This window comes from Lentzea sp. NPDC037011 (assembly GCF_055607425.1).
Genome location: NZ_JBVJRT010000005.1, coordinates 617,915 through 643,545, shown reverse-complemented (window position 1 = coordinate 643,545; position 25,631 = coordinate 617,915). Strand labels below are relative to the sequence as shown.

At 71.5% G+C, this 25,631-nt stretch carries 24 protein-coding genes; 7 read left to right on the top strand and 17 right to left on the bottom strand.

Features of this window, described 5'->3' with window-relative positions:
• Nucleotides 1-15: 15 nt before the first annotated feature.
• Nucleotides 16-2,097 carry a putative bifunctional diguanylate cyclase/phosphodiesterase gene (locus ACZ7CH_RS18665; RefSeq protein WP_470374402.1) on the bottom strand — a complete coding sequence of 694 codons (2,082 nt, stop codon included), beginning with the start codon at nt 2,095-2,097 and terminating at the stop codon, nt 16-18.
• 235 nt (nt 2,098-2,332) lie between these two features.
• Between ACZ7CH_RS18665 and ACZ7CH_RS18660 the strand changes: the two genes are divergently transcribed.
• The gene (locus ACZ7CH_RS18660; protein WP_360386363.1) at nt 2,333-2,650 is read left to right on the top strand and encodes an MGMT family protein; all 318 of its coding nucleotides are present in this window, start codon (nt 2,333-2,335) and stop codon (nt 2,648-2,650) included.
• A gap of 31 nt (nt 2,651-2,681) precedes the next feature.
• On the opposite strand, the gene ACZ7CH_RS18655 is transcribed toward ACZ7CH_RS18660, so the two are convergent.
• The 11 genes from ACZ7CH_RS18655 to ACZ7CH_RS18605 form a co-directional block, all read right to left on the bottom strand.
• Nucleotides 2,682-3,329 (bottom strand): sirohydrochlorin chelatase, encoded by a 648-nt coding sequence (locus tag ACZ7CH_RS18655; protein WP_470374401.1) that lies wholly within the window; start codon nt 3,327-3,329, stop codon nt 2,682-2,684.
• On the bottom strand, nt 3,326-4,420 hold the full coding sequence (locus tag ACZ7CH_RS18650; protein ID WP_470374400.1) for a uroporphyrinogen-III synthase: 1,095 nt from the start codon (nt 4,418-4,420) through the stop codon (nt 3,326-3,328). The genes ACZ7CH_RS18655 and ACZ7CH_RS18650 overlap by 4 nt, the downstream gene beginning before the upstream one ends.
• Nucleotides 4,417-4,731, bottom strand: coding sequence for a nitrite reductase small subunit NirD (nirD, locus tag ACZ7CH_RS18645; protein ID WP_360386357.1), 315 nt, complete (start codon nt 4,729-4,731; stop codon nt 4,417-4,419). Before nirD ends, ACZ7CH_RS18650 begins: the two co-directional genes overlap by 4 nt.
• Nucleotides 4,728-7,184, bottom strand: a complete 2,457-nt coding sequence (gene nirB, locus ACZ7CH_RS18640; protein ID WP_470369374.1) for a nitrite reductase large subunit NirB — start codon at nt 7,182-7,184, stop codon at nt 4,728-4,730. Before nirB ends, nirD begins: the two co-directional genes overlap by 4 nt.
• Nucleotides 7,185-7,257: 73 nt before the next feature.
• Nucleotides 7,258-8,559 carry an MFS transporter gene (locus ACZ7CH_RS18635; RefSeq protein ID WP_470374399.1) on the bottom strand — a complete coding sequence of 434 codons (1,302 nt, stop codon included), beginning with the start codon at nt 8,557-8,559 and terminating at the stop codon, nt 7,258-7,260.
• 98 nt (nt 8,560-8,657) lie between these two features.
• Nucleotides 8,658-10,196 (bottom strand): FAD-dependent oxidoreductase, encoded by a 1,539-nt coding sequence (locus ACZ7CH_RS18630; protein ID WP_470374398.1) that lies wholly within the window; start codon nt 10,194-10,196, stop codon nt 8,658-8,660.
• Complete coding sequence (locus ACZ7CH_RS18625) at nt 10,181-12,112, bottom strand: molybdopterin oxidoreductase family protein (protein WP_470374452.1); 1,932 nt, start codon at nt 12,110-12,112, stop codon at nt 10,181-10,183. Before ACZ7CH_RS18625 ends, ACZ7CH_RS18630 begins: the two co-directional genes overlap by 16 nt.
• Before the next feature lie 105 nt (nt 12,113-12,217).
• Nucleotides 12,218-13,015, bottom strand: coding sequence for a TIGR02569 family protein (locus tag ACZ7CH_RS18620; protein ID WP_360386346.1), 798 nt, complete (start codon nt 13,013-13,015; stop codon nt 12,218-12,220).
• A gap of 154 nt (nt 13,016-13,169) precedes the next feature.
• Nucleotides 13,170-14,342, bottom strand: coding sequence for an adenylyltransferase/sulfurtransferase MoeZ (gene moeZ, locus ACZ7CH_RS18615; protein WP_360386343.1), 1,173 nt, complete (start codon nt 14,340-14,342; stop codon nt 13,170-13,172).
• A 79-nt stretch (nt 14,343-14,421) separates the two neighbouring features.
• Complete coding sequence (locus ACZ7CH_RS18610) at nt 14,422-15,414, bottom strand: DUF3152 domain-containing protein (protein WP_470369377.1); 993 nt, start codon at nt 15,412-15,414, stop codon at nt 14,422-14,424.
• Between the two features lie 40 nt (nt 15,415-15,454).
• Entirely contained in the window at nt 15,455-16,408 is a 954-nt protein-coding gene (locus ACZ7CH_RS18605; RefSeq protein ID WP_360386339.1) for an alpha/beta fold hydrolase, read from the bottom strand.
• A 127-nt stretch (nt 16,409-16,535) separates the two neighbouring features.
• Here ACZ7CH_RS18605 and ACZ7CH_RS18600 point away from each other — a divergent pair, with 127 nt between their 5' ends.
• Nucleotides 16,536-17,165 (top strand): TetR/AcrR family transcriptional regulator, encoded by a 630-nt coding sequence (locus ACZ7CH_RS18600; protein WP_360386336.1) that lies wholly within the window; start codon nt 16,536-16,538, stop codon nt 17,163-17,165.
• A gap of 59 nt (nt 17,166-17,224) precedes the next feature.
• Here ACZ7CH_RS18600 and ACZ7CH_RS18595 read toward each other — a convergent pair whose 3' ends face one another.
• Nucleotides 17,225-18,013 carry an alpha/beta fold hydrolase gene (locus tag ACZ7CH_RS18595; protein ID WP_470369381.1) on the bottom strand — a complete coding sequence of 263 codons (789 nt, stop codon included), beginning with the start codon at nt 18,011-18,013 and terminating at the stop codon, nt 17,225-17,227.
• On the bottom strand, nt 17,986-18,873 hold the full coding sequence (locus tag ACZ7CH_RS18590) for an AurF N-oxygenase family protein (RefSeq protein WP_360386331.1): 888 nt from the start codon (nt 18,871-18,873) through the stop codon (nt 17,986-17,988). The genes ACZ7CH_RS18595 and ACZ7CH_RS18590 overlap by 28 nt, the downstream gene beginning before the upstream one ends.
• Nucleotides 18,874-18,934: 61 nt before the next feature.
• Between ACZ7CH_RS18590 and ACZ7CH_RS18585 the strand changes: the two genes are divergently transcribed.
• Together ACZ7CH_RS18585 and ACZ7CH_RS18580 are read left to right on the top strand one after the other, a co-directional pair.
• A complete protein-coding gene (locus tag ACZ7CH_RS18585; protein ID WP_360386328.1) occupies nt 18,935-19,618 on the top strand; it encodes a TetR/AcrR family transcriptional regulator in 684 nt (227 codons plus the stop codon).
• Nucleotides 19,618-19,932, top strand: a complete 315-nt coding sequence (locus tag ACZ7CH_RS18580) for a DUF4873 domain-containing protein (protein ID WP_360386325.1) — start codon at nt 19,618-19,620, stop codon at nt 19,930-19,932. Before ACZ7CH_RS18585 ends, ACZ7CH_RS18580 begins: the two co-directional genes overlap by 1 nt.
• A 60-nt stretch (nt 19,933-19,992) precedes the next feature.
• Here the strand turns inward: ACZ7CH_RS18580 and ACZ7CH_RS18575 are convergent, their stop codons facing one another.
• Nucleotides 19,993-20,217: a DUF3107 domain-containing protein gene (locus ACZ7CH_RS18575; RefSeq protein WP_053739329.1), complete on the bottom strand. Its 225-nt coding sequence runs from the start codon at nt 20,215-20,217 to the stop codon at nt 19,993-19,995.
• A 43-nt stretch (nt 20,218-20,260) separates the two neighbouring features.
• Nucleotides 20,261-20,905, bottom strand: coding sequence for a ferritin-like fold-containing protein (locus ACZ7CH_RS18570; RefSeq protein WP_360386323.1), 645 nt, complete (start codon nt 20,903-20,905; stop codon nt 20,261-20,263).
• A 265-nt stretch (nt 20,906-21,170) separates the two neighbouring features.
• Between ACZ7CH_RS18570 and ACZ7CH_RS18565 the strand changes: the two genes are divergently transcribed.
• The 3 genes from ACZ7CH_RS18565 to ACZ7CH_RS18555 are packed head-to-tail and all read left to right on the top strand — an operon-like array spanning nt 21,171 to nt 25,095.
• Nucleotides 21,171-22,874: a DEAD/DEAH box helicase gene (locus ACZ7CH_RS18565; RefSeq protein ID WP_360386320.1), complete on the top strand. Its 1,704-nt coding sequence runs from the start codon at nt 21,171-21,173 to the stop codon at nt 22,872-22,874.
• Between the two features lie 5 nt (nt 22,875-22,879).
• Nucleotides 22,880-24,211 carry an Rv3212 family protein gene (locus ACZ7CH_RS18560; protein WP_360386318.1) on the top strand — a complete coding sequence of 444 codons (1,332 nt, stop codon included), beginning with the start codon at nt 22,880-22,882 and terminating at the stop codon, nt 24,209-24,211.
• An 8-nt stretch (nt 24,212-24,219) separates the two neighbouring features.
• Nucleotides 24,220-25,095, top strand: a complete 876-nt coding sequence (locus ACZ7CH_RS18555) for an alpha/beta fold hydrolase (RefSeq protein WP_360386315.1) — start codon at nt 24,220-24,222, stop codon at nt 25,093-25,095.
• Nucleotides 25,096-25,301: 206 nt separating this feature from the next.
• On the opposite strand, the gene ACZ7CH_RS18550 is transcribed toward ACZ7CH_RS18555, so the two are convergent.
• Nucleotides 25,302-25,601: a hypothetical protein gene (locus ACZ7CH_RS18550; protein ID WP_360386312.1), complete on the bottom strand. Its 300-nt coding sequence runs from the start codon at nt 25,599-25,601 to the stop codon at nt 25,302-25,304.
• Nucleotides 25,602-25,631: the final 30 nt, after the last annotated feature.

Genomic DNA, 25,631 nt, shown 5'->3' with positions numbered 1-25,631 from the left:
GCATCTGCAAGGGGGCTAGAGCTTCTGCAGGAACTCACCTGCGTCGCGTGGAACGCCGAAGTGGGTGCCGATCGCGAGGTCGGCGCCCGCTCGCGCCCACCACTCGGCCTGGGCGGCGGTCTCGACGCCGTCCACGCAGATGTTCACGCCCAGCTCGTGCACGGCGGGGATGAGCGCGGCGCACCGCTCGTCCTGCTTGCGCACCAGGTCCCCCGGCACCAGCACGGACGCGATCGGCAGCTCCGAGAGCCAGTTCAGGTCGCGCGGGCCGAGAGCGAAGTCCTCCAGCGCGATCCGCACTCCCCTGGCCGCCAGCGTGCCCAGGTTCTCCGCCGCGCAGGCCACGTCCAGCACGCCGACCGGCATGCTCAGCGTCAGCCGCTCGTGCGGCAGACCGGTCTCCTCGATCACCCGCGCCACGCGGGACACGAGGTCGCCGTCGGTCGACTGGTGGCGGGTGAGCCGGACGCCGAACTGCGCGTCGAGCTCACCGCGGTGCCGCCACCACTGGGCCTGACCGGCGACGATCCGGATCAGCCACTCGCCCATCGGCAGGATCATGCCCGTGGCGTCGGCGAGCTCGGCGCAGCGGTCGGTGAGGTCCCAGTGCAGCACGGCCTCCACGCCCGCCAGCTCACCGGTCGCGAGCGCGCGCACCGGCCGGTAGCAGACGCCGATGTCACCCTGTTCCCACGCGCCCGGCATCACGACGGCCAGCGCGTGGTCACGGCGCCGTTCGGTGTCCTGGTTGCTGTGGAACAACTCCCACTGGCCGCGCTGGTCCTTCTTGGCCTGCCGCAACGCGAGGTCGGCCATGCGCAGCAGCTCGACCGGGTCGACGTCCGGCGAGGGCCGGTGCACGACGCCCGCGCTCACCGACACCGCGAGCCCGTGCTCGTCGACGAACACCGGTTCGGCCAGGTCGGCGTTGATCGTGGTCATCATCGTCGCGATGTCCGGTGTGGCGGCGGAGTTCTCGACGACGACGCCGAACTCGTCACCGTCGAACCGGGCGACCATCGCCTGTTCGCGCGACAGCAACGCGCGCAGCCTGCGGGCCACGTGCTGCAGCAGCCGCTCGCCGACCCGGCCGCCGAGGCTGTTGCACACCAGGCCGAACGCGTCGAGGTCGAGGTGGAACACCGTCACGCCGAGCACGGGGTCGGCCCTGCGCAGCACGGTCTCCAGGTGGGTGGTGAAGAACTGCCGGTTCGGCAGGCCGGTCAGCACGTCGTGCAACGACTGCCTGCGCAGTTCTCCTTGCAGCAGCGCGAGTTCCGTGGCGTCGTCGGCGACCACCAGCACGTGGCTGGGCTTGTTGTCGCCGTCGCGCAGCAGTGACGCCGTCAGCGTCACCTTGGCCACGTCGTCCTCGCCGCGCAACAGGTGCAGCGGTTCCCGTTCGAACTCACGGCGTTCGGCCAGCACGCGTTCGACCATCTCGCGGAACACGACGACCGACCCCGGCGCGACCAGGTCCATGAGCCGCGTGCCCGGATCGGGCTTGTGGCCCAGGACGTCGCCGACGGCGTCGTTGACCCACACCACCTTGCCGTCGAGGCCGACGACGAAGATGCCGCTGGTCGACGACGTCGCGATGCCGGCGAACCTGGCCTCGCTGCGCCGCTGGTCCCGCTGCGCGTCACGGGCGGCCTTGAGCAGCGCGAGCTGCATGCTCTCCTGCTGGTCCAGGATGGAACGTGCCCGCGCCGCGCTGAAGGCGCACATCAGCGCGCCCATGCCGCCGACGACGCGCACGACGTGCTGCTTGCTCCCGCTGAACTCGTCCAGGCCCAGCAGGCCCTTGCCGAGCACGTCGACGGTGCGGCGCAGCCCGGGCTCGTTGACGTAGCCGACGCCGGCGAGCCGCTCGCCCACCTGCTCGAACGGAGCGGGGTCGAACGGCTCGCTGTGCAACGCCGTGCACAACGCGTCGAGCTGGTCGCCCAGTTCGGCGTCCAGCTCGTCCCGGCTCAACGCGACCATCACGACGCTGCTGAGCAGGTAGCTCCACTTGCGCGCCAAGGCTTCCCGCGCGCGGGCGGTGGCGGTGCCCGCGGGTGGAGCGGCATCGGGTCTACGGCTCGGTTTCGTCATTCCCGTTGCCCTGTATGGGTTGAAGAGTGCCCGGCAGTTTACCCACCACGAGTCGGCGTCCGTTGCGCCAACAGTGTGAAAGCGCCACTCCTTGGAGTGGTTTTAACCCTTACGACCTACTTCAGCGTACCGGAACACGTTCACGGGCGCCTCCGCAGCGACGCCGCCGGGACCGACCGGCCACCGCGCGGCCGTCGCCTCCTGGGCGGTGCGGATCTGACCCTAGACTCGGCGCATGGACGAAGAGATCCACGAGCGGATCCGCGACACCATCAAGGCGATCCCCCGCGGCCGCGTCGCCACCTACGGCGACATCGCCGATCTCGCCAAGGCACCGTCGCCCCGGCTGGTCGGCCGCATCCTGAACGAGGACGGCCACGACCTGCCATGGCAACGCGTCCTGAAGGCGGACGGCACCTGCGCCCCGCACCTGCGCGACACCCAGCTGCAGATGCTGCACGAGGAAGGGGTGCCGAACCTCGACGGGAAGGTCAACCTGCGGGAGTACCGGTGGGAGGACGCGCGCGAAGAGGAGCTCCCCGGGCTCTGGTAGGCGGCGCGCAGGTCGGCGACCGGCCTCGCGCTCACGCCGACCTGCGCACCCCCGCAACGCCCTCTCGGTACTTCCGCACCAACGCCTCGACCACCAGCGGATGCGCCCCGACCGGTTCCGCCACCACGTCCGCCCCGCACCCGGCCAGCCCGCCCTGGAAGACACCGGGCGCCAGCAACCACGACGCCACCACGACCCGCCGCCCGCCGTGGCGGACCGAGGCCACCACGTCCGCGATCCGGGGCGTGGCCGTGGCGACGTACCCGACGGCCTCCGCCCCCACCAGCACCGCGGCCCGCCGCACGTCCGCCAGGGCCCGCGCGTCCGACGAACCGGCCGCGCCGAGCACCACCAGGTCGCCGCGCCGGACCCCGGCCTCGCGCAACCGGTCCACCACCGCCGGCACCGCGGCCACGCCCAGCGGCTCGGTCACCACGACCCCGGGGCGTGACCCGATCTGCTCCGGGATGTCCACCCGCACGTGGTACCCGGCCGCCAGGAACACCGGCACGACGACGCACGGACCGTCCACAACGGACCGGACGTCCGGCTGGAGCACGTCGGCGTACGCGACCGCGACGGGTGCGTCCACCGCGGCGCGCACCAGGGCCGCGATCTCCTCGCACACCGCGACCCCGCGCGGGTTCCGCGTGCCGTGGAAGGCCAGGACGAGCTTCATGCGGGCTCCATCGCGAGTCGGTATCCGCGCTTGACCACGGTGCACACCATCTGCGGCGCCCCCAATGCCGTCCGCAGCCGTCCGATCGCCGTCTCCACGGCGTGTTCCTCGCCGCCGGAGGGCAGGGCGGCCAGCAGTTCCTGCCGGGACACCACCCGTCCGCGGGCGGCGACGAGGGTGCGCAGCACCGCCATCGGCGCCGGTGCGACGGGGCGCAGCTCGCCGTCGATCACCACGGCCTGGGCGCGCATCTCCATGTCCAGCGAAGCGATCCGCAGCCGGGTCGCCCGCGCGGGCAGCTCGACGGCCAGTTCGCGCACCATCGAGCCGATGCGCGAGCGGGCCGGCTGCACCACCGGGATTCCTGCGGCCACCAGGGGACCTGCGGTGATCGCGCCGACGCCGACCACCAGCACGGTGCGGCGCAGGGTCTCCACCAGGTCGGCGCGGCGGTCTCCGGCCGTGCGCAGCACCGACGAGGCGGCCGGGGCGCTGGTGAACGTCAGCGCGTCCACCTGGCCGTCGAGCACCGCGTCGATCAGCCGCTCCAGCGGGCCGGGGTCGGCGGGCGGTTCCCAGCGGTAGACCGGGATCTCGACGACGTCGGCGCCCGCGGCCTGGAGGGTGCCGACGAAGTCCGGCAGCGGTTCGCCGTGCAGCTGCACGGCCACGCGTTTGCCGGAGACGCCCATCCGCAGCAGGTACTGCAGCAGCTCGGCGTTCGACTCGGACGACGGCGACCACGTCTCGGTCAGGCCGGCGGCCCGCACCGCGCCCTTCGCCTTCGGGCCGCGCGGCAGCACCACGGCCGACGACAGGGCGCGGTGCAGGCGCGCGCCCAGACCCCAGCCCTCCGCGGCCTCGAACCAGCCGCGGAAGCCGATCGCGGTGGTCGCCACGACCACGTCGACCGGCGCCGACAGCAGGGCGGACGTCGCGGCCAGCAACGAGGTGTCGTCCGGCAGCGGCACGATGCGGATGGCCGGGCCGTGCAGGACCGCGGCACCCTTGCGTTCGAGCAGCGCGATGAGCTCGTCGGCACGGCGGGCGGCGGTGACGCCGATGGTGAACCCGGCCAGCGGACCGGTCACGTCAGCTCCACCACACCGTCACGCACACGCACCCCGTGCACGGCGACCGACACCTCGGGCGAGTCGAGGCACTTGCCCGTGGCCAGCTCGAAGGCCTGCTTGTAGACCGGGGACACGACCACGGGCACACCGCCGCGGTCACCGAGGATGCCGCGGGAGAGCACCGCAGCGCCGCTGAACGGGTCGACGTTGTCCAGCGCGTGCAGGGTGCCCTCCGCGGTCAGGAACACGGCCACCTGCGAGCCGTCGGGGAGCAGGGCCGCGACGCCCTGTTCCGGGCGCAGCAGGGCGAAGTCACAGACCTTCGTCATCGCACGACCTCCGGGATGCCGAGCTGGACGGGAACGCGCTGACCGCGTTCGGCGCGGAACGAGATCGACGGGTCGGGGGTGCCAGGGGCGTTGACGAACGACGTGAAGCGCGCCAGCTTCTCCGGGTCCTCCAGCACGCCCTTCCACTCGTCGGCGTACGAACCGACGTGGGCGTCCATCGCGGCCTCCAGGTCGGCGCAGATGCCGAGCTCGTCGTCCACGACCACCTCGCGCAGGTGGTCGAGGCCGCCGTCGAGGCCCTCCAGCCACGCCGAAGTGCGCTGCAACCGGTCCGCGGTGCGGATGTAGAACATCAGGAACCGGTCGATGGTGCGGATGAGCGTCTCCGTGTCCACATCGGACACCAGCAGGTCGGCGTGGCGGGGTGTGAAGCCGCCGTTGCCGCCGACGTAGAGGTTCCAGCCGTTCTCGGTCGCGATGATGCCGAAGTCCTTGCTGCGGGCCTCCGCGCACTCGCGCGCACACCCCGACACCGCGGACTTGAGCTTGTGCGGCGACCGCAGGCCGCGGTAGCGCAGCTCCAGGTCGATCGCGAGCCCGACGGAGTCCTGCACGCCGTAGCGGCACCAGGTCGTGCCGACGCAGGACTTCACCGTGCGCAGCGCCTTGCCGTACGCGTGCCCGGACTCGAAGCCGGCGTCGACCAGGCGGCGCCAGATCTGCGGCAGCTGGTCGACCGTCGCGCCGAACAGGTCGATCCGCTGCCCGCCGGTGATCTTCGTGTAGAGCCCGAAGTCGCGGGCGACCTCGCCGATCACGATGAGCTTCTCCGGCGTGATCTCGCCGCCGGGGATGCGCGGCACGACCGAGTAGGTGCCGTTGCGCTGCATGTTCGCGAGGAACCGGTCGTTGGTGTCCTGCAACGAGACCTGTGCCTCGCCGAGGATGTGCCCGTTGTTCAGCGACGCCAGGATCGAGGCCACGGCGGGCTTGCAGATGTCGCACCCGCGCCCGCTGCCGTGCTTCTCGACCAGCGCGGTGAACGTCGTGATCCGGGTCGCGCGGACGATCTCGAACAGCTCCGCGCGCGAGTGGGTGAAGTGCTCGCACAGCGCCTTGGACTGCTCGACGCCGCAGTCGGTCAGCAGCTTCTTCAGCATCGGCACGCACGAACCGCAGCCCGTGCCCGCCTTGGTGCACGCCTTCAGCTCGGCGACGTCGCACGCCACACCGGACCCGATGGCGTCGGTGATCGTCTGCTTGGTGACGGCGTGGCACGAGCAGACCTGGGCGTCCGCCGGCATGTCCACGTCGACGGCCGCACCCGGCTGCAACAGCGCCGCGGGGACCTCCTTGCCCACCAGCGGGCGCAGCGACGGGTAGGCCGACGCGTCACCGACCAGCACGCCGCCGAGCAGGGTCTTCGCGTCGTCGGACACCACGAGCTTGCTGTACGTGCCCGCGACGGCGTTGTTCACGACGACTTCCAGCGCACCCTCGGTCGTGGCGTGCGCGTCACCGAACGACGCCACGTCCACGCCGAGCAGCTTCAGCTTCGTCGACACGTCCGCACCGGGGAACACCTTCGTGCCACCGGAGAGCTGGTCCGCGACCACCTCGGCCATCGCGTAACCGGGTGCTACCAGCCCGTACGTCACGCCCTCGACCGCCGCGCACTCGCCGATCGCGAACACGTGCGGGTCGGCGGTGCGGCAGGAACCGTCGACCAGGTACCCGCCGCGCGGTCCCAGCTCCAGCCCGAGGTCCAGGTCGGTGCGGGGCCGGATGCCGGCGCTGAACACCACGACGTCGAGGTCGAGCTCCAGACCGCTGGCCAGCTTGGCGATCAACCGCGACCCGTCGCGTTCGATCGAGGAGGCGGAGGTGCCGGTGTGCACGGTCAGGTCGAGCTTCTCGACCAGCCGCTTCAGCAGTCCGGCGCCGCCGTCGTCGACCTGGATCGGCATCAGCCGGGGTGCGAGCTCCACGACGTGCGGCGAGACCCCCATGCCGCGCAGCGCGTTGGCCGCCTCCAGGCCGAGGAGGCCACCGCCGAGCACCATGCCGGAGTGCCGGCCCGGCCGGTCGGCGGCCTGGACCGTCGCCCGGATCTCGTCCAGGTCGTCGATGGTCCGGTAGACGTGGCAGCCGGGCAGGTCCCGGCCGGGGACGGGCGGCACGAACGGCACGGAGCCGGTGGCCAGCACCAGCGCGTCGTAGCCGACCTCGACACCGGAGGCGCCCACGACGACCCGGCGTTCCCGGTCGACGGAGACCGCTTTCTCGCCGAGGCGGAGCTCGCACCCGCTCAGCGCGGGCAGCTCCAGGCCGGCGGAGCTCCACGTGTCCACATAGGACGACAGGGCGACCCGGTCGTAGGCGGGGCGGGACTCCTCGCCGAACACGACGATCCGCCACCCGGAGTCGTGCAGGAGTTCGGTGAGCCGGTGGCCGACCATGCCGTGGCCGATCACGACCAGGGTTCGAGTCATCGGAGTCCCTCCTTCCACCCGGAATCGTCACCGGGCGGTGTGTCGTGCCGAGGTCAGCTGTGTGTCCGAGCTGTTACACGCCCGCGTAGGCCAAGGACGGCCGCGCCGCGAAGACGGTGCGCCGCAGGTAGAACCACCACGTGGTGCCCAGGCAGAACGCGTAGAACACGAGGATCGCGGTCAGCGCGGGCGTCAGCGTCTTCGAGCCCTCCAGCGAGAACTTGAAGACCAGGTTCACCAGCACGCCACCGGCCGCGCCGACCGCGCCCGCGATGCCGACCACGGCGGCGGCTTGGCGCTTGGCGGACTTGTCGTCGTCCGACTGCGTGCGGAAGATCGCCGGAATCATCCGGTACGTCGAGCCGTTGCCGACGCCGGCCAGCACGAACAGCGCGATGAACGAGCCGAAGAACAGCGCGAAGTTCTTCGTGTCGACGCTGATGATCACGCCGATCGTGCCGACGCCGAGCCCCACGAACGTGCCCAGCGTCACCTTCGCGCCACCGACCCGGTCGGCGAGCCACCCGCCGGCGGGCCGGGCGACCGAGCCGATCAGCGCGCCGAGGAACGCGAGCGCCACCCAGCCCCTGTGGTCCACGAAGCTGAGCTTGATCAGCGACGGGAACGCGAACGAGTAGCCGATGAACGACCCGAACGTCCCGATGTACAGGAACGACATCACCCAGGTGTGCTTGTTGGACAGCGCCAGCTTGTACGACTGGCCGTCCGGCTTGGCCTGGGTGAGGCTGTCCATGAAGAACCAGGCGCACAGCGTGGCGACCACGATGAACGGCATCCAGATCAGCGCCGCGTAGGCCAGGTGGATGCCGGTGCCGAGCGTGATGACGACCGGCACGATGAGCTGCGTGATCGCGACGCCGAGGTTGCCGCCGGCGGCGTTCATGCCGAGCGCGAGGCCCTTCTTGCCCTCCGGGTAGAAGAACGAGATGTTCGCCATCGACGACGAGAAGTTCCCGCCGCCCAGGCCCATGGCGGCCGAGGTGAGCAGGAAGAACCAGTACGGCGTGCCGGGCGTGGACACCGCGTGGGCGAGCATCGTGCAGGGGATCAGCAGGAGTCCCGCGCTGATCGTCGTCCAGACCCTCCCGCCGAACCGCGGCACCGCGAACGTGTAGGGCACCCGCAGCACCGCGCCCACCAGGTTCGGCACGATCAGCAGCCAGAACTGCTGGCCGACGCTGAAGTCGAACCCGACCGGGCCGAGGCTCACCACCACGATGCTCATCAGCACCCAGACGCTGAACCCGAGGTTCTCCGCGAAGATGGAGAGCGCGAGGTTCTTGCGTGCGATCCGCTTGCCGGTGGACTCCCAGAACTCGGGCTTCTCCGGCTCCCAGTGGTCGATCCAGCTCATGTACGTCCTCCGCGGGGTCGGCGATTGCCGAGAAACCTAGGAACCGCGCGTTACCAGGGGGTTCTGGTCGATGACGGCGGCGGCAACTCCGCCGCACATCACGCGGTGGCCGGTTGTGAGGCCCCGAGCCAGTCGAGCAGCCCGCACACGGCGTCCTTGCAGCCACCGCAGCCCGTGGTCGCCCGCGTGGCCTCCGCGAGCTGCGGCAACGACTCCGCGCCCGCACGCCACGCGGACACGATCTGTCCTTTGGAGACGGTGTTGCAGCGGCAGATCACCGCGCTGGACGGCAGGTCCGCCGGTGACGCGGCCTCCGCGGGCAGCGCCCGGCCCAGCAGCAGCGCCAGCCGGTCGGTCGGCGCGGGGATGCCGCGGTCGTAGAGCTGGGTGATCGTGGCGGCCGCGTCCGGTGCGCCCAGCACGATCGCGCCGGTGACCCGGTCGTCGCGCAGCACCAGCTTGGCGTAGCGGCCGCGGGAGGGTTCCTGGAAGCACAGGACCTCCGAGTCGGGGCAGTCCACGTCGGTGTGCACGTCACCCAGTGCCGCGAGGTCCACGTCGCGGGCCTTCAACCGGGTCACGACGGACGTGCCGCTGTAGCGCGCGGCCGGGTTCGCGCCGGTCAGCCGGTCGGCGAGCACGGCGGCCTGGTCCCACGCGGGCTGCACGAGACCGGAGACGGTGCCGGGGTGCTGGGCGCAGTCGCCGATCGCGTGGACGCGCGGGTCGCTGGTGCGCAGCGCGTCGTCCACGACGATGCCGCGGTCCACGTCCAGTCCCGCCCGCACCGCCAGCCCGGTCTCCGCCCGCACACCGGCGGAGACGACCACCAGCTCTGCGGGCACGTGCGTGCCGTCGTCGAGGACCAGGCCGTCACCGGGCAGGTACTTGGCGGCCAGCGCGTTCAGCCGGAACTCGATGCCGAGCTTGCCGAGGGTGCGCGCGAGGACACTGCCGGCGCCGGGGTCGAGCTGGCGTTCCATCAGGTGCCCGACCGGGTGCACGACCGTGACCAGGCAGCCCCGCCCGGCCAGGCCGCGTGCCGCCTCGATGCCCAGCAGGCCACCGCCCAGGACCGCGACCGGCATGCCCTTCTGCGCCTTGGCCTCGATCCGCGCGCAGTCGTCCAACGTCCGGAAGGCAACCACCCCGTCGGCGAGCTTCCCGTCCTCGACGAGCCCTTCGGCCGGCGGCACCCACGGCACACTCCCCGTCGCCAACACCAACGCGTCGTACGCGACGGTCACGCGGGGCCCCCGCGTACCCCCCAGGGGAACGCGGGACTCCCGCGTGACATCCAGGGGAAGGTGCACGCGGGGCCCTTCCGTGCTCTCTGAGGGTACGAAAGCGCCCCGCGTGCACCTGACGTCCACCGTTCGGGTGACGCGGTCGAGGGAGACGACCTCGTGGGAGAGGCGGAGGTCGATGTTGTGGGTGGCGGCCCAGGATTCGTCGTGGAGGCGGGTCGCTGAGGGAATCATGGTCCCGGCGACCACGGTTGAGAGCAGCACGCGGTTGTACGCCGCGTGCGGCTCGGCTCCGATGACGGTGATGGAGATGTCCTGGTCACGGCGGCGGAGCTCGTCCGCCAGCCGTGCACCCGCCATGCCGTACCCGACGATCACGACTCGTCGCATGCCCGCTCCAATCGCACCGCGCAGACCTTGAACTCGGGCATCCGGCTCGTGGGGTCGAGCGCGGGGTTGGTGAGCAGGTTCGCCCGCCCGTCACCGGGGAAGTGGAACGGCAGGAACACCGCGTCGACGCGCATGCTCGGCACGCAGCGCACGGTGGCCGTGACACGACCTCTTCTGGACACGACGTGCGCGGGCTCGCCGGGAACGAGTCCCGCCCGCGCGGCCGTATCGGGGTGCACCTCGACGTACGTCCCGGGAACGGCCGCGGCCAGCTCCCCGATCCGCCGCGTCTGCGCACCCGACTGGTAGTGCTGCAAGACCCGCCCGGTGGTGGCCTGCAACGGGAACTCGGCGTCCGGCGGTTCCGCCGGGCCGGTGTGGTCGACCGGGACGAACCGCGCCAGACCGTCGGCGTGGGCGAACCGGTCCAGGAACAACCTGGGGGTGCCGGGGTGGTCGGTCGAGGGCACCGGCCAGTGCAGCTGCTCGGCGTCGAGCCGCTCGTAGGTGATGCCGGAGTAGTCGGACAGGCCGCCCTGCGAGGCCTTCCGCAGCTCCTCGAACGCCTCGCGCGGCGACGTCGGGAACCCCGTCGGCACGCCGAGGCGCGCGGCCAGGCCGTTGATCAGCTCCAGGTCGCTGCGGACACCCGGCGGCGGGTCGAGCGCCTTGCGGCGGCGGATGACCCGGCCTTCGAGGTTGGTCATCGTGCCGTCCTCCTCGGCCCACTGCGTGACCGGGAACACGACGTCCGCCATCGCGGCGGTCTCCGACAGGACGAAGTCGGCGACCACCAGCAGGTCCAGCGCCTTCATCCGCTCGGTGACGTGGGCCGCGCGCGGCGCCGAGACGACCGGGTTGCTGCCGAACACGAGCATCGCCTTCAGGTCGTCGGCGGTGAGCAGCTCGTAGGCGCTGCGGCCGGGACCCGGCAGCTCGTCGACGCCCCAGACGGCCATGACGTGCGCGCGGGCCGCCGGGTCGTCGATCTTGCGGTAACCGGGCAGCTGGTCGGCCTTCTGACCGTGCTCGCGACCGCCCTGGCCGTTGCCCTGCCCGGTCAGGCAGCCGTAGCCGGAACCGGTCCTGCCCGGCAGGCCCAGCGCGAGCGCCAGGTTGATCCACGCGGAGACGGTGTCGGTGCCCGACGCGTGCTGCTCGGTGCCCCGCCCGGTGAGGACGTACGAGCTCCCGGCCAGCATCTGCACGGCCGCGCGCTGGTCGGCGGCGGACACGCCCGTGACGCGTTCGGTCTGCTCCGGCCACCACTGCGCGGCGATCCGCCAGGCGTCGTCGAACCCGGTGGTGCGCTCGGCGACGTACTCCTTGTCGACCAAGCCCTCGATCACCGCGGTGTGCAGCAGTCCCAGTGCCAGCGCCAGGTCCGTGCCCGGTGCGGGCTGCAGGTGCAGCGTGGCGCGTTCCGCCGTGGCCGTGCGGCGCGGGTCGATGACGATCAGCCGGGCGCCTTCGAGGTGCCGCAGGAACGGCGGCATGGTCTCGGCCGGGTTGGAGCCCGCGAGCAGCACCGTGTCGGCGGTCCGCAGATCGGTGAGCGGGAACGGCATGCCCCGGTCCAGCCCGAACGCCCGGTTGCCCGCCGCCGCGGCCGACGACATGCAGAACCGGCCGTTGTAGTCGATCTGCGAGGTCTTCAGCGCGACCCTGGCGAACTTGCCCAGCAGGTACGCCTTCTCGTTGGTCAGCCCGCCGCCACCGAACACGGCGACCTCGTCGGGTTCGCAAGTCCTGATCCTGTTGACCACGTAGTCCATCGCCTCGTCCCACGAGGCGGATTCGCCGTGGACCAACGGCGTGGTGAGGCGGCCTGGATGGCGCAGCAGCTCCCCCGCCGTCCAGCCCTTCTGGCACAGCCCACCGGGGCCGGGGGCCACCTGGCCGTCGATGACGCTCATGGCGCACTGGAGCGCGCAGTACGGGCAATGGGTCACGCCGCTGACGCTAAGAAGCGCGCGTTAACCCGAAGCTCCGCCATGTTTCGGGCCGGGAAAATGGCCCGCTCAGAGCAGCTCGGTCACGTGGTGAGCAGCTCGTTCCAAGCCCGCAAACGACCGCGGCGTTGACAACGGGTGCAACGCGTGCACGGCCAGCCGGTACAGCACCGCCCGCACCAGCGCCTGCTCCCACTCGGCCTGGTGGCTCCACCGGTGGAACAGGCCGGCGTCCGCGCCACCCCACGCGACGGCGTCCACCGCGACCACGGCCGCAGCCCACTCGGCCGGCCGCCAGTACGCGGCGAAGTCGATGACCGCGGGCGGCGCGGTGCCGGCGAACAGCACGTTGCCGAACAGGTCGCCGTGCACGACCTGCGGCTTGAGGTTGATCGGCTTCTGCACCTCGGCGAGCAGCTCGAACAGCCGGCCGCCGAGGTCGGCGTCGAGCGGCACGTCCTCCTCGCCCCACGCCAGGCGGTCGGCGACGGCGAACACGTCGGTGCGCGCGTCGAGGAACCGGGGTCTGGGCAGGTCCGCCGTGGCCTGGTGCAGGCGCTGGGCGACGGCGATCACCTCGTCGTGGCGTGCCTCGGCGCGGCCGGCGAGGAACTTGGTGGCCGACCAGCCGCCGACGACGTAGCGGCCGTCGGTGGACCGCAGCGGGCGGCCGATCCTGAGGTTCGGCACGTCGAGGTTGTCGAGGGTCTTGGCGATCCAGGTGGCCTCGGCGGGCCTGGGCGCCGGGCGGATCGTGGCGTCGCCACACCGCCACGCGGGGCCGCCGTCGATGAGCTCTGGTTCGGCGTCACGTGCCCCGAACGCCGCACGCACGTGCGCTGGGGGCGGTTCGGGACTGCGGGTCACGGCTGGGCACGCTACCTGGCTGGACCGTCCGGGTGGTGGACCACGACACGACCGATTTTCACGTCACCACGTTCGGGTCCCCTGCTCCGGCGTCTGCAAGTACCACCAACAGGGTGGTTGGCAGTACTTGCAGACGCCGTCGAGCGAGGAGGGATCAGTACGTCGGCAGGCTCGGGTCGACCTCGCGGGCCCACGCCAGCACACCGCCGCCGACGTGCACGGCGTCGGAGAAACCCGCCTTGTGCAGCGCCGCGAGCGCCTCCGCGGACCGGGCGCCGGACTTGCAGTGCAGCACGAGCGGCTTGTCCTGCGGCAGCTCCGAGAACGCCTCACCCGAAAGGATCTTGTCCTTCGGGATGAGCACCGAGCCCGGGATCTTCACGATCTCGTACTCGTGCGGCTCGCGGACGTCCACCAGCAGGAAGTCCTCGCCGGACTCCTGCTTGTGCTTGAGCTCGAGCGGCGTGATCGTGTTGCCCGCGGCGGCCTGCTGCGCGTCCGTGGACACGACACCGCAGAACGCCTCGTAGTCGATCAGCTCGGTGATCTTCGGCGACTCCGGGTCCTTGCGGATCTTGATGGTCCGGTAGGACATCTCCAGCGCGTCGTAGACCATCAGGCGGCCCAGCAGCGGGTCACCGATGCCCGTGAGCAGCTTGATCGCCTCGGTGACCATGATCGAGCCGATCGACGCGCACAGCACGCCCAGCACGCCGCCCTCGGCGCACGAGGGGACCATGCCGGGAGGCGGCGGCTCCGGGTAGAGGTCGCGGTAGTTGAGGCCCTGACCGTTCGGCGCGTCCTCCCAGAAGACGCTGACCTGGCCCTCGAACCGGAAGATCGAGCCCCACACGTACGGCTTGCCCAGCAGCACCGCGGCGTCGTTCACCAGGTACCGCGTGGCGAAGTTGTCCGTGCCGTCGAGGATCAGGTCGTAGTCGCGGAAGATCTCCAGCGCGTTCTCGGAGTTCAGGTGCGCCTGGTGGAGCACGACCTTGACGAACGGGTTGATCTCCGCGACCGAGTCGCGCGCGGACTCGGCCTTGGGGCGGCCGACGTCGGACTGGCCGTGGATGACCTGGCGTTGCAGGTTCGACTCGTCCACGACGTCGAAGTCGACGACGCCGAGCGTGCCGACCCCGGCCGCGGCCAGGTACAGCAGTGCCGGGCTGCCCAGGCCGCCCGCGCCGACGACGAGCACCTTCGCGTTCTTCAGCCGCTTCTGCCCGTCCACCCCGACGTCCGGGATGATCAGGTGCCGGCTGTAGCGCGCGACTTCTTCCTTGGTCAGCTCCGCGGCTGGCTCAACGAGCGGCGGAAGCGCCATGCTGGTCCTCCTCGACGAATGTCTCCGTGTCCGAGACAACGTCTACCCTGCCTCGACTCTTCCCCGTTGGAAAGCCGTCTCACCCAGCGGGAAACGCGTTCGGCTTGCACACCTTGCCGTCGGCGGGCACCACGTCCAGACCGGCGTTGAGCTGGGCGACGAAGTCGTTCGAGACGCCGAACGTCTGCTGCATCATCACCGGGGCCGGCGCGTCGGTCTCCTGGCAGGCCGCGTGGCCGCTGCCCAGGGCGTGACCGACCTCGTGGTTGATCACGTAGTTGCGGTACCCGGACAGGTCGCGGCTGTAGACCATGGCGCCGCGCACCCAGCGGGCCACGTTGATGATCACGCGCTTGCTCTGGTTGTCGTAGCACGACGTCTCGAACGGGATCTCCTTGCCGCAGATCGCGTGCGTCGTCTTCGTGCTGGTCAGGATGATCGTGAAGTCGGGGTTCTGGTTCGCCTCGACCCGTTGCAGCGCGACCGTCTTCGTGCCGATCCAGCTGCGCGGGTCGGACAGGAAGCCCTCGACCGTGCGCCCGAACGCCGCCGCGTCGTCGTTGTAGTCCGCGGGCCGCACGCCGTCCTCGATGGCGATCGCGTACCGGCGGAACTTGGCCGCGTTCGCCTCGCCGACGCGCGGGCCGCTGCCCGGCACGGCCTTGAACGTGCCGACGCCGTCCTGCGAGAAGTCCGGGCCCGGCGGCAGCTCGGCGGTGGGGATGTTGAGCTGCGGCTTCTGCCCCTGCACCTCGGTCGCGGGCGGCTCGACGGGGTTGACCGGCGTCTCGGCGGCGTTGGTGCCCCCGGCGTCGCCGGTCGGCGTCTTCGGCTGGACCGTGTCGAGCACCACGAGCGCGGTGAGCACGACCAGCACCGGGATCGCGTAGATCCGCCAGCCGTAGTGGGAGACGAGCCGCTTCACGCCACCGGGCCTGCGGGGTCGCTGCAGCCGCCCGGTGCCCTCCGGCTCCCAGGCGGCGGCGAGCGGTTCCGCACTGGTCCGCCGCGCGCCACGGCGGTAGCGGTCTGCGGGCGGAGCACTTCGTCCTCGCTCGGGGGCGCGATTCACGTCGCCCAGGGTCCCACACCCCCTGTATGGCCGTCGTTCGTCACCACGAGTGCCGGTCGACCGCCTCCCACATGCCCAGCACCGCCCTCGCGACGGTGGCGGGCCGTTCCATCTGGGCGACGTGCCCGGTGTTGGGCAGCACGAGCAGTCGTCCCTTGGGCAGCAGCTGCGCAGTGCGGGGTCCCTTGCGGACGCTGACCAGCCGGTCGTGCTCGCCCCACAGCACCAGCGTCGGCGCCTGGACCTGCGGCAACAACCGCCACAGCGACTTCGCGCCCGGCGTGAGCCAGTGCGTCATCAACCCGACGGTGCTGCGGTTGAGCGCCCGGCCGGCCCACCGCTGCCGCGCGCGTTCCTCGTTCTCCGCGATCGACTCCTCGATCCGGTTGTCGGGCACGATGCTCGGGTCCGCGAAGCAGAGCTGGAGCATCTGCCGGGTGCGGTCGTGCGGGGTCAGCTTCGCGAGCTCGCGGCGCACCCTCGCGCCGATGACCGGCAGCACGGCGAGCGCCATCCGCGGGTCGGACATGCGGTCCAGGCGCGGCCGCAGGTCGGGCACGGCCGGCGAGACCAGCGTGAGCGTGCGGACCAGGTCCGGCCTGGTCGCGGCGACGATGACCGAGATCGCACCGCCCATGGAGTTGCCGAACAGGTGCACGGGCTCGCCGCGGGTCTCCAGGTAGCCGATGACCGTGCGGGCGTGCGTGGCGAGGCTGAAGTCGTAGCCGGGGATCGGCTCCGACCGCCCGAAGCCGGGCAGGTCGATCGAGGAGCCGCTGACGTGGTCCCGCAGCTGCGCCGCGAGGTCTGTCCAGTTGGTCGCGCTCCCACCGAGCCCGTGCACGTAGACCGCGGGCGGCCCGTTCCCCGGCGTGACCCTGACGTGCACCTCGTGGTCGTCGATCCGGCAGAACTCACCCGGCCAGGGCGGCTGGTCGGTGTCCAGCGGCGGCAGCTCGGCCGTGGACAGCGGGGCGGGGATCAGCGTGCTCATCTCCCCAGGATGCGGGAACCGGGCGGGAGATGGTTCCCTCAAGTGGGCTACCAGCGAGTAAGGTTGGCCACGCCGCGGTCGGCCGGCGCTCGACCCGACGGCAGTGATGACCAGTGCTGGAGGCACCATGACGGAGACGGCGCAGAGCGCACCCGCAGGCAGGGGCGTTCGACTGCCGCGCACCGCACGCCGCGCGCAACTGCTGGCAGCGGCGCAGGACGTGTTCGTCACCAACGGCTACCACGCCGCGGCGATGGACGAGATCGCGGAACGCGCGGGCGTGTCCAAGCCGGTGCTGTACCAGCACTTCCCGGGCAAGCTGGAGCTGTACATGGCCCTGCTCGAGTCCCACGTGGACGAGCTGGTCGGCCGCGTGCGCACCGCCATCGGCTCCACGACGGACAACAAGCTCCGCGTCCGCGCCGCCGTGGCCGCGTTCTACGACTTCGTCGACGGCGAGGGCCAGGCCTTCCGCATGGTCTTCGAGTCGGACCTGCGCTCCGAACCGGCGGTCCAGTCCGCGGTCGAACGCGCCACCACCGACTCGGTCGACGCCATCACGGACACCATCACGGCCGACGCGGGCCTCGACCCGGAGCGCGCACGGCTGCTGGCCGTGGGTCTCGTCGGGTTGTCGCAGGTCACGGCCCGGTCGTGGCTCGCGGACAACCGCCGGGTGCCGAAGGAGGACGCGGTGGCGTTGATCTCCAACCTGGCGTGGCGCGGGATCGGCGGCGGGTTCCCGCTGCAGCACTGACGTGACGCGAACGGCCCCTCACCCACGCGGGCGAGGGGCCGTTCGACCGAGTGCGAAGCTCACATCAGCGCGGCGATGCGTCGCGCCACGTCCTCCGACCGTTCCAGCGGCAGCATGTGCCCGGTCTTCGGGTAGATCACGAACTCCGCCGACGGCAGCGCCTCGGCGATGGCCCGCGCGTGCCGCATCGGCGTCAGCAGGTCCCAGGACCCGGCCATCACCACGGTCGGCACGGACGACAGCACCGCGAGCGCTTCCCGGCGCTGGTGCCGGGTGAGCTCCTCGCGGAGGCCGACGAACGCGGTCCCGGTCGTGTTCCCCGCCATGGCCGCGGCGGCGCGCACGTCGGACCACCGGGGACGGCGCCCGAAGGTCACGCGCAGACCGGGCGCGAGCACGCGGCCGAACCCGATCTTCGGGCGTGTGACCAGCCATTTCGCGGCCAAGCGCTCGACGGCGTTCACCGCGGGGAGGTTCCCGCACGACGTGGCGATCAGCGCCACCCCCGTGACGCGCGCGAACAGTTCTGGGTGGGACTCGGCGAGCGCCATGATGGTCATGCCGCCCAGCGAGTGGCCGGCCAGCACGATCCGGCCCGTGGGGGCGTGCTCCGCCAGCACGGCGGCGAGGTCGTCGGCCAGTTCCGCCAGGGTCGGGGACGGGCCCTCGCCGGGGGAACGGCCGTGGCCGCGCACGTCGTAGCGGACGACCCGGCCCGGCAACGCCCCGGCGACGCGGTCCCACGTCGTGAGGTCCATGGTCCAGCCGTGCAGCAGGACGGCGGTCACGCCGGCGGACGAGGGCCCCGACGTGACGACGTTCAGGCGATCAAGAACGAGCGGCGCCACGAGCGCATCCCCGGCTTTCCGACGAGTCCGGCCTCCTGCAGGAACGACATGATCCGCTCACCGGACCAGCGGATGGTCTCCTGGAAGCGGGGGTTGGCGAGCGCCTGGCGGCGGGCCTCGCGCACGTCCAGGCCCACGGCCGCGTAGACGTCCGGGTTGACGATCGTGCGGGTGATCATCATCGAGACGTAGCCGATGAGCCACTTCTGGTACGGCTTCTCGAAGCCGCGCAGACCCTCCATGCCGCGCAGCAGCTCCTCGCGGGCGAACCGGACGTGGCGGGCCTCCTCCAGCACGTGGATGCGGTTCACCATCCGCACGAGCGGCTGCACGGTCTCGTCGTTCATCGCCTCGCGCTGCAGGCGGTCGAGGATCTCCTCGGCGACCAGGATCGAGCCGTACATCGCGGGGCCGTAGCCGATCGCCGGCAGCAGCTTGCCGAGGCGGTGGGTGTGCTTGACCGGGCCGTACGGCGGGCAGCCGACGCGTTCGACCAGGCGCGCGAACATCGTGGAGTGGCGGCACTCGTCGGCCACCTCGGTCAGGGCGTATTGGGCGTGCCGGGTCGTGGGATCGGAGTTGTAGACGACCTTCACCAGCATCTGCATCAGCAGCAGCTCGAACCACAGGCCGACGGACGCGATCGAGGCCAGCTCGTGCTTCGAGAGCTCGATGCGCTGCTCGTGCGTCAGCGAGTCGTACAGGGGTGTGCCGTAGAGCGAGATGCGCTGCTCAGGGATGTAGAAGAGACCGTCGACCAGCGGTGCGGACCAGTCGATGTCCACCTCCGGGTCGTAGAACTTCTCCGCGGACGACTTCAGCAGCCTCTCCGCCGTCTTCTCCCGATCGGCGACCCTCATCGGTTGCCCTCCCCGGTAAGTGTTACTTGAGGTAACGGTTACTTCTGGTAGCGTGCGTCACATGGCACGCACTGTCAAGGGGCCGGACGCGCGACGTGAGCGGTGGAAGGGTCATCGCGAGCAGCGCAGGGCGGAGTTCGTGGAGGCCACGATCGCCGTCGTGGCCAAGAAGGGCCCCGACGTCGGCATGGAGGACGTCGCCGCGGAGGCGGGCGTCAGCAAGCCCGTGCTGTACCGGCACTTCACCGACAAGTCGGACCTGTACCTCGCGGTCGGCCAGAAGGCCACCGAGCTGCTGATGGAGCGGATGGGGCCCGCGCTCGCCGCCGACGGCCCGATCCGCGCCCGCATCGAGCGGATCGTCGACGCCTACCTGTCGGTCATCGAGGAGAACCCGAACCTCTACCGGTTCGTCGTCAAGGGCTCGTTCGTGGACCGCCCGGTGGAGAAGGACGTCGCGCAGGAGGACAAGAACCTCATCGCCGCGACGCTGGCCCGAATCCTCGGCGACTACCTGCGCGCGTTCGACATGGACTCCGGCGGTGCCGAGCCGTGGGCGCACGGCCTCGTCGGCATGGTGCAGAACGCGGGCGACTGGTGGCTCGAACGGCAGACCATGTCCCGCGCGAACCTCAGCGACTACCTCGCCACGATCATCTGGCACGCCATCGACGGCCTGCTGCGCGCGGGCGGCATCCAGATCGACCCCGAACAGCCCCTCACCCAGCTGCGATTGGTGGACTGATGAGCGAGCACGACCACGACGAAGAGGGTTACACCGGCGCGGCCACGCTCGTCTTCGGGGAGGAGGAGGTCGCGGTCGAGGTCGAGCTGCGCGGCTACTTCCAGCCGATCGACGGCCGCTACCACTGGTACGGCCGCGTGAAGAAGAACGACGAGGTCACGAACCGGGTCGAAGCGGGCGCGCGGACCGCGCTGCTGCGCACCCCCACCGGGCAGGCGGAGGGGACGCTCACCGACCAGGACCCGTGGGGCCGGTACCGGGTCGGCGGCACCTCCACGCCGCCCTACCGGGTCGAAGAGCCCGCCGGGCACTGACGCCGAACAGCGAGAAGGGCCCCGGTCGCGGTGACCGGGGCCCTTCTCGTCGACCGTGCTTCAGGCGCCGAACCCGACCTTGCGCGAGTCCTGCGGGCCGATCTCCACGTACGCGACGCGGCCAGCGGGCACGACGAACCGCGCACCCTTGGCGTCCACCAGCGACAGCACGCTGGACTTGCCGGACACCGCGTCCGCCACCAGAGCCTCGACCTCGGACGGGTTGAGCTCACTGGTCACGACGAGTTCCCGCGGGCTGTCCGCGACGCCGATCCTGACCTCCACGCTGACCTCCGTGCTCAAGAGAAAAATCTACGGCCGAGCCTACCTAGCCCAGACCCAGCTGCGTCATGCGCCGCGCGTGCGACTGCTGGAGACGGCGGAACAGCTGACCGATCCCGGCGAGGTCCCCCGACCCCCTGATGATCAGCTCCGAGAGCCCGTCCCGCTCCGCCACCACGTACTGGGCCTGCGTCAACGCCTCTCCGAGCAGCCGGCGGCCCCACAGCGCGAGCCGGTCGCGCACCCGCGGATCCGACTCCACGGCGGCCCGGACTTCGCGCTCAGCGAACGCCGAGTGACCCGTGTCGGCGAGCACGGCGAGCACCAGCTCGCGGGTCGGCTCGTCGTCGAGCCACGCCGCGACCTCGCGGTAGAAGTCCGCGGCGAGGCCGTCGCCCACGTACGCCTTCACCAGCGACTCCAGCCACGACTTGGGGCTCGTCGACTCGTGGAAGGCGTCGAACCCGGTGACGAACGGCGCCATCGCGTCCTCGACCCTGAGGTCGTGCTCGGCCAGGTGCTTCTGCAGCAACGTGAAGTGCCCGATCTCCGCGGCGGCCATCTGCGCGAGCGCGGCACGCCCGGACAGCGTCGGCGCCGAGCGGGAGTCCTCCGTCATCCGGTCGAAGGCGGAGAGCTCGCCGTAGGCCAGCGCTCCAAGAAGATCAACAACACCCTCCGCAACACCCATGGCCCGAACTCTAGTGGCGCGACCGGTGCCCACCGCCCGTCACGCCGCCCGTCACGCGCTCGGCCTGCTCCGAACGCACCCGCCGCGTGCCCCCAGCACGTGCTCGTCAGGCGTGGGAGCGGTCCCGGCGGGCCCCGGTGCCGGTCGTGTTCGGCGTAGCAGGTGGTCAAAGGCGTCTTTCCAGGTAGAATGTGCAACAGGCGCCCGGCGTGACGAGTGTGACGACCACGCTGTGACCCCTGTCGTTCCTGGGCAGGCGCCGCGAATGGGTGCGTGCACACCTTTCCCGCAGCTCCATCGGAGAGCGCGGTCGAGAGGCCCGGCCAGGGCTGAGTGCGCGCTGGTACGAGAGAGGCTGATCACCCTGACCGCTGAAGTAGAAGCACATCTGGACCCGGTTCTCCTGGAGCACAGCGAGACCGTCCCCGTCGAAGACACGTCGCACCCGCTGCAGGCCGACGCCCCGGTGCGCACCGACTCCCCCACGTTCGCCGAGCTCGGCGTGCGCGACGAGATCGTCAAGGCGCTCGGCGAGGCCGGCATCGAGCGCACGTTCGCCATCCAGGAGCTGACGCTCCCCATCGCGCTCGCCGGTGACGACGTCATCGGCCAGGCGCGCACCGGCACCGGCAAGACCCTCGGGTTCGGCGTGCCGCTGCTGCACCGCCTCGACACGCCCGGCGACGGCACCCCGCAGGCCCTCGTGGTCGTACCCACCCGTGAGCTGTGTCTCCAGGTGACGCAGGACCTCACCGCCGCGGCGAAGCACCTGGGCGTGCGCGTGACCGCGATCTACGGCGGCATCCCCTACGAGCGGCAGATCGCACAGCTGCGCAAGGGCGTCGACGTGGTCATCGGCACGCCGGGCCGCCTGCTCGACCTGGCCGAACAGCGCCACCTGGTGCTCGGCAAGGTCGGGATGCTGGTGCTCGACGAGGCCGACGAGATGCTCGACCTGGGGTTCCTCCCCGACATCGAGCGCATCCTGAACATGGTCCCCGACCAGCGCCAGACGATGCTGTTCAGCGCGACCATGCCGGGCCCGATCATCACGCTGGCCCGCACGTTCCTGACGCAGCCGACGCACATCCGCGCCGAGGAGAACGACGCCGGTCAGACGCACGAGCGCACCAAGCAGTTCGTGTACCGGGCGCACTCGATGGACAAGCCGGAGATGCTGGCCCGCGTGCTGCAGGCGCGCGACCGCGGCCTGTCGATGATCTTCGCGCGGACCAAGCGGACCGCCCAGAAGGTCGCCGACGACCTGACCGAGCGCGGGTTCGCCGCGGCCGCCGTGCACGGTGACCTGGGCCAGGGCGCGCGCGAGAAGGCGCTGCGGGCGTTCCGCAGCGGCAAGGTCGACGTGCTGGTGGCCACCGACGTCGCGGCCCGCGGCATCGACATCGACGACGTGACGCACGTCATCAACTACCAGTGCCCCGAGGACGAGAAGACCTACGTCCACCGCATCGGCCGCACGGGTCGCGCCGGTCGCGAGGGTGTCGCCGTCACGTTCGTCGACTGGGACGAGACCGCGCGCTGGAAGTCGGTCAACGACCTGCTGAACCTGGGCCAGGACGAGCCGCTGGAGACCTACTCCACGAGCGACCACCTGTTCGCGGACCTGGGCATCCCGTCCGGTTCCACGGGCCGGCTGCCGCTCAGCCACCGCACGCGGGCCGGTCTGGACGCCGAGGAGGAGGAGAAGCTCGACGACGGCAAGCGCAAGCGCCGTCGCCGCACCGGCACCAAGGGCGCGGGCGAGCAGGCCGCACCCGAGGCGGCCGAGGAGACCAGGCCGAAGCGGTCCCGGTCGCGCACCCGCAGCCGCGGTGGCGTGTCGCTCGCGGGCGAGCAGACCGAGGCGCAGGCACCCGCCGAGGCCGCCGAGAGCTCCGCGTCGGACAAGCCGCGCCGGCGCCGTCGTCGTCGAACCTCTGCCGAACAGGCCGCTCCTTCGGCAGACTGATCACCATGTCCACCCCCGGTTCCGACGTCACCGATGTCGAGGACGTCCTCGACGAGCCCGAGCACGACCCGGCGCCCGTCGAGGAACGTCCGCGTGCCAGGTCCTGGCGCACCCGCGCCGACTTCGTCGCGGTCGCGCTGATCGCGGTCGCCGCGGTCGTCGCGTCCGTGCTGACCTGGGCGTTCAGCGATGCACGGGCCACGACGTCGGTCACCGGGCCGTCCACCTGGCCGCAGCTGCCCGAGGTGGCCGCCCTGCCGCCGACGCTCGGCGAGGTCTGGCGCGCGAAGAGCGGTGCGACGCCGTGGCCGGTGGTCGTCCAGACCCAGCTCAAGGAGACTGGCGAGGAGAAGCCGTCGACGGTCGTGACCGGCGACGGCGGCGAGGTCACCGGGCGCGACCCGCTGACGGGTGACGCGCGCTGGAGCTACACCCGTGACCTGCCGCTGTGCGTGGTGGGCACGGGCTGGGGCCGCGCGATGGCGCTGTACTCCAAGGGCACCAACTGCTCCGAGCTCACCTCGCTCGACGGGGTGAGCGGTGAGCGGAAGGCGCAGCGCACGGGTGACGCCGAACCGGGTGCCGCGCTGCTGAACGAGGGCTCGCACCTCATCACGACCGGCGACCGGTTCGTCGAGGTCTACCGCCGCGACGACCTGGTGCGCTCGATGGAGTACGGCGCGCTGCGGGCGATCGTGAACCCGGGCAAGCAGCCGCGGGTCGGCTGCTCCTACGGCTCGATGGCCGTCACGTCCGGCCGGGTGGCACTGGTGGAGCGCTGCCCGGACGACGGCTCCGACCGGATCACGGTCCTCAAGCCGAACCCGGACAAGTCCGACGAGCCCAAGGTGTTCGCGAGCGTGCTGACCGGCGGCAAGAACGCCCAGGTCGTCGCCGTCACCGACCGGCTGGTCGCGGTCGCGCTGCCCGACCCCGGCCGCATCGTCGTGTTCGACGCCGAGACCGGCTCGCAGGTCTCCGAGGCGCCGGTCGACCTCCCCTCCACCGACTTCACCGACCCGCCGCGCCACGTGGCGCGGTCGTTCACGACGGCCACGAACGTGTTCTGGTTCAGCGGCTCCAAGACGGTCGCGCTGGCGCAGGACTCGCTCACTCCACAGTGGACCGCGGACGCCACGTCCGGTGCCGGCACCACGCTCGCGGGGCGCGCGTTGGTCCCGGTGCGCGAGGGCCTGCGGGTGTACGAGCAGGCCACGGGCGCACTGGTGGGCACGATCCGGGTGAACCGCGACGGCTGGACCGGCCCTGTGCAGCTCGCCACAGCCGGACCCGTGGTCCTCGAGCAGCGTGGCGAAACCCTGGTGGCGCTGCGATAGTTCGTGAGGTGTACTCGCAGATCAGCCCGCACCGGGCAGCACGCGTCGACCTCCCCGGCCGCTACGGCACGATCGCGGCGTTGCGCGCGCCGGCGGTCGACGACGCGCTGCGGGTGACGGCACTGCTGGTGCCGGGGTACACGGGGTCCAAAGAGGACTTCTGCCCGATCCTCGACCCCATCGCGGACGCCGGGTTCGAGGTGGTCGCCATCGACCTGCCCGGCCAGCAGGACTCCGCCGGTCCCGACGACGAGGCGCTGTACCGGCCGGGCCCGCTGGGCGCGGTCGTGGCGGAGCTGGTCGAGAAGATCGCCGCGGAGGGCCGCCGGGTGCTGCTGCTCGGCCACTCCTACGGCGGTCTGGTGGCGCGTGCGGCGGTGTTCGCGGGCGCACCGGTCGCGGGGCTCACGCTGATGTCGTCCGGTCCGGCCGAGCTGCCCGCCGGGGAACGCCGTTCGGTGCTGGAGGTCGGCGAGCACGTGCTGGCCGAGCAGGGCGTCGAGGGCACGCAGCGGCTGAACGAGCTGCGGTCGTCGCGGAACCCGGCGTGGGCCGCGCTGCCGCAGGAGCTGAAGGACTTCTACCGCAACCGCTTCCTCAGGTCGCCGGCCGCCGCGTTGCTCGGCATGGGCAACGGGCTGCGCTCCGAACCGGACCAGGTCGCGAAGCTGTCGCGGGCGCTGCGGTCGTCCGGTGTGCCGGCGCTGGTGGTGTGCGGTGACGCCGACGACGCGTGGAGCCCGGCCGTCCAGCGGGACATGGCCGAGCGGCTGGACGCGGACTTCGCGGTGCTGCCGGGCGTGATGCACTCCCCGAACACCGAGGCACCGCACGAGCTCATCGCCACGCTGCTGCCGACCTGGCGGGCCTGGCTGGCCCCGTGACGAGCACAAGGCCAGCCGGAACGCGCGGTCGGTGGCCGTCACGTCGAGCGTGACGGTCTCGAACCCACCGGAGCAGACCAGGCCCTCGCGGTAGGTGCCGCCGCTCGCGATGCCGCCGGGAGGACGAACGCGAGCAGCACCGCCCAGTCCGCGCACCCGCCGTGCTCCGCGCCGACACTCAAGCCCTCAGGCCCGAGCCCAGCCCTCTAAGCCCACCAGAACGTCCACAGCGTCGCCCCCGACACCGCCAGCACCGCGAGCGAGGCCACCGGTGCGCGCCAGTCGGCGTAGCGGTCGGCCACGATCTGGCCCGCGATGACGAGCACCGCGGCCACCACGTGCGCGGTCACCGAGAGTCCACCGGGGCCCGGCAGGTCGCGGGAGTTCGCGTAGAACTGGACGCCGATGTTCCCCAGGGCGAGCAGCACCAGGCCCACCGCGAGCACCCCGCTCACGGCGCGCAGGACTCCGCTCATCCGCGCCGGCCGCTTTGCTTCGACTTCCACCTCAGCCACCCTACGGGTCCCCGATCACCC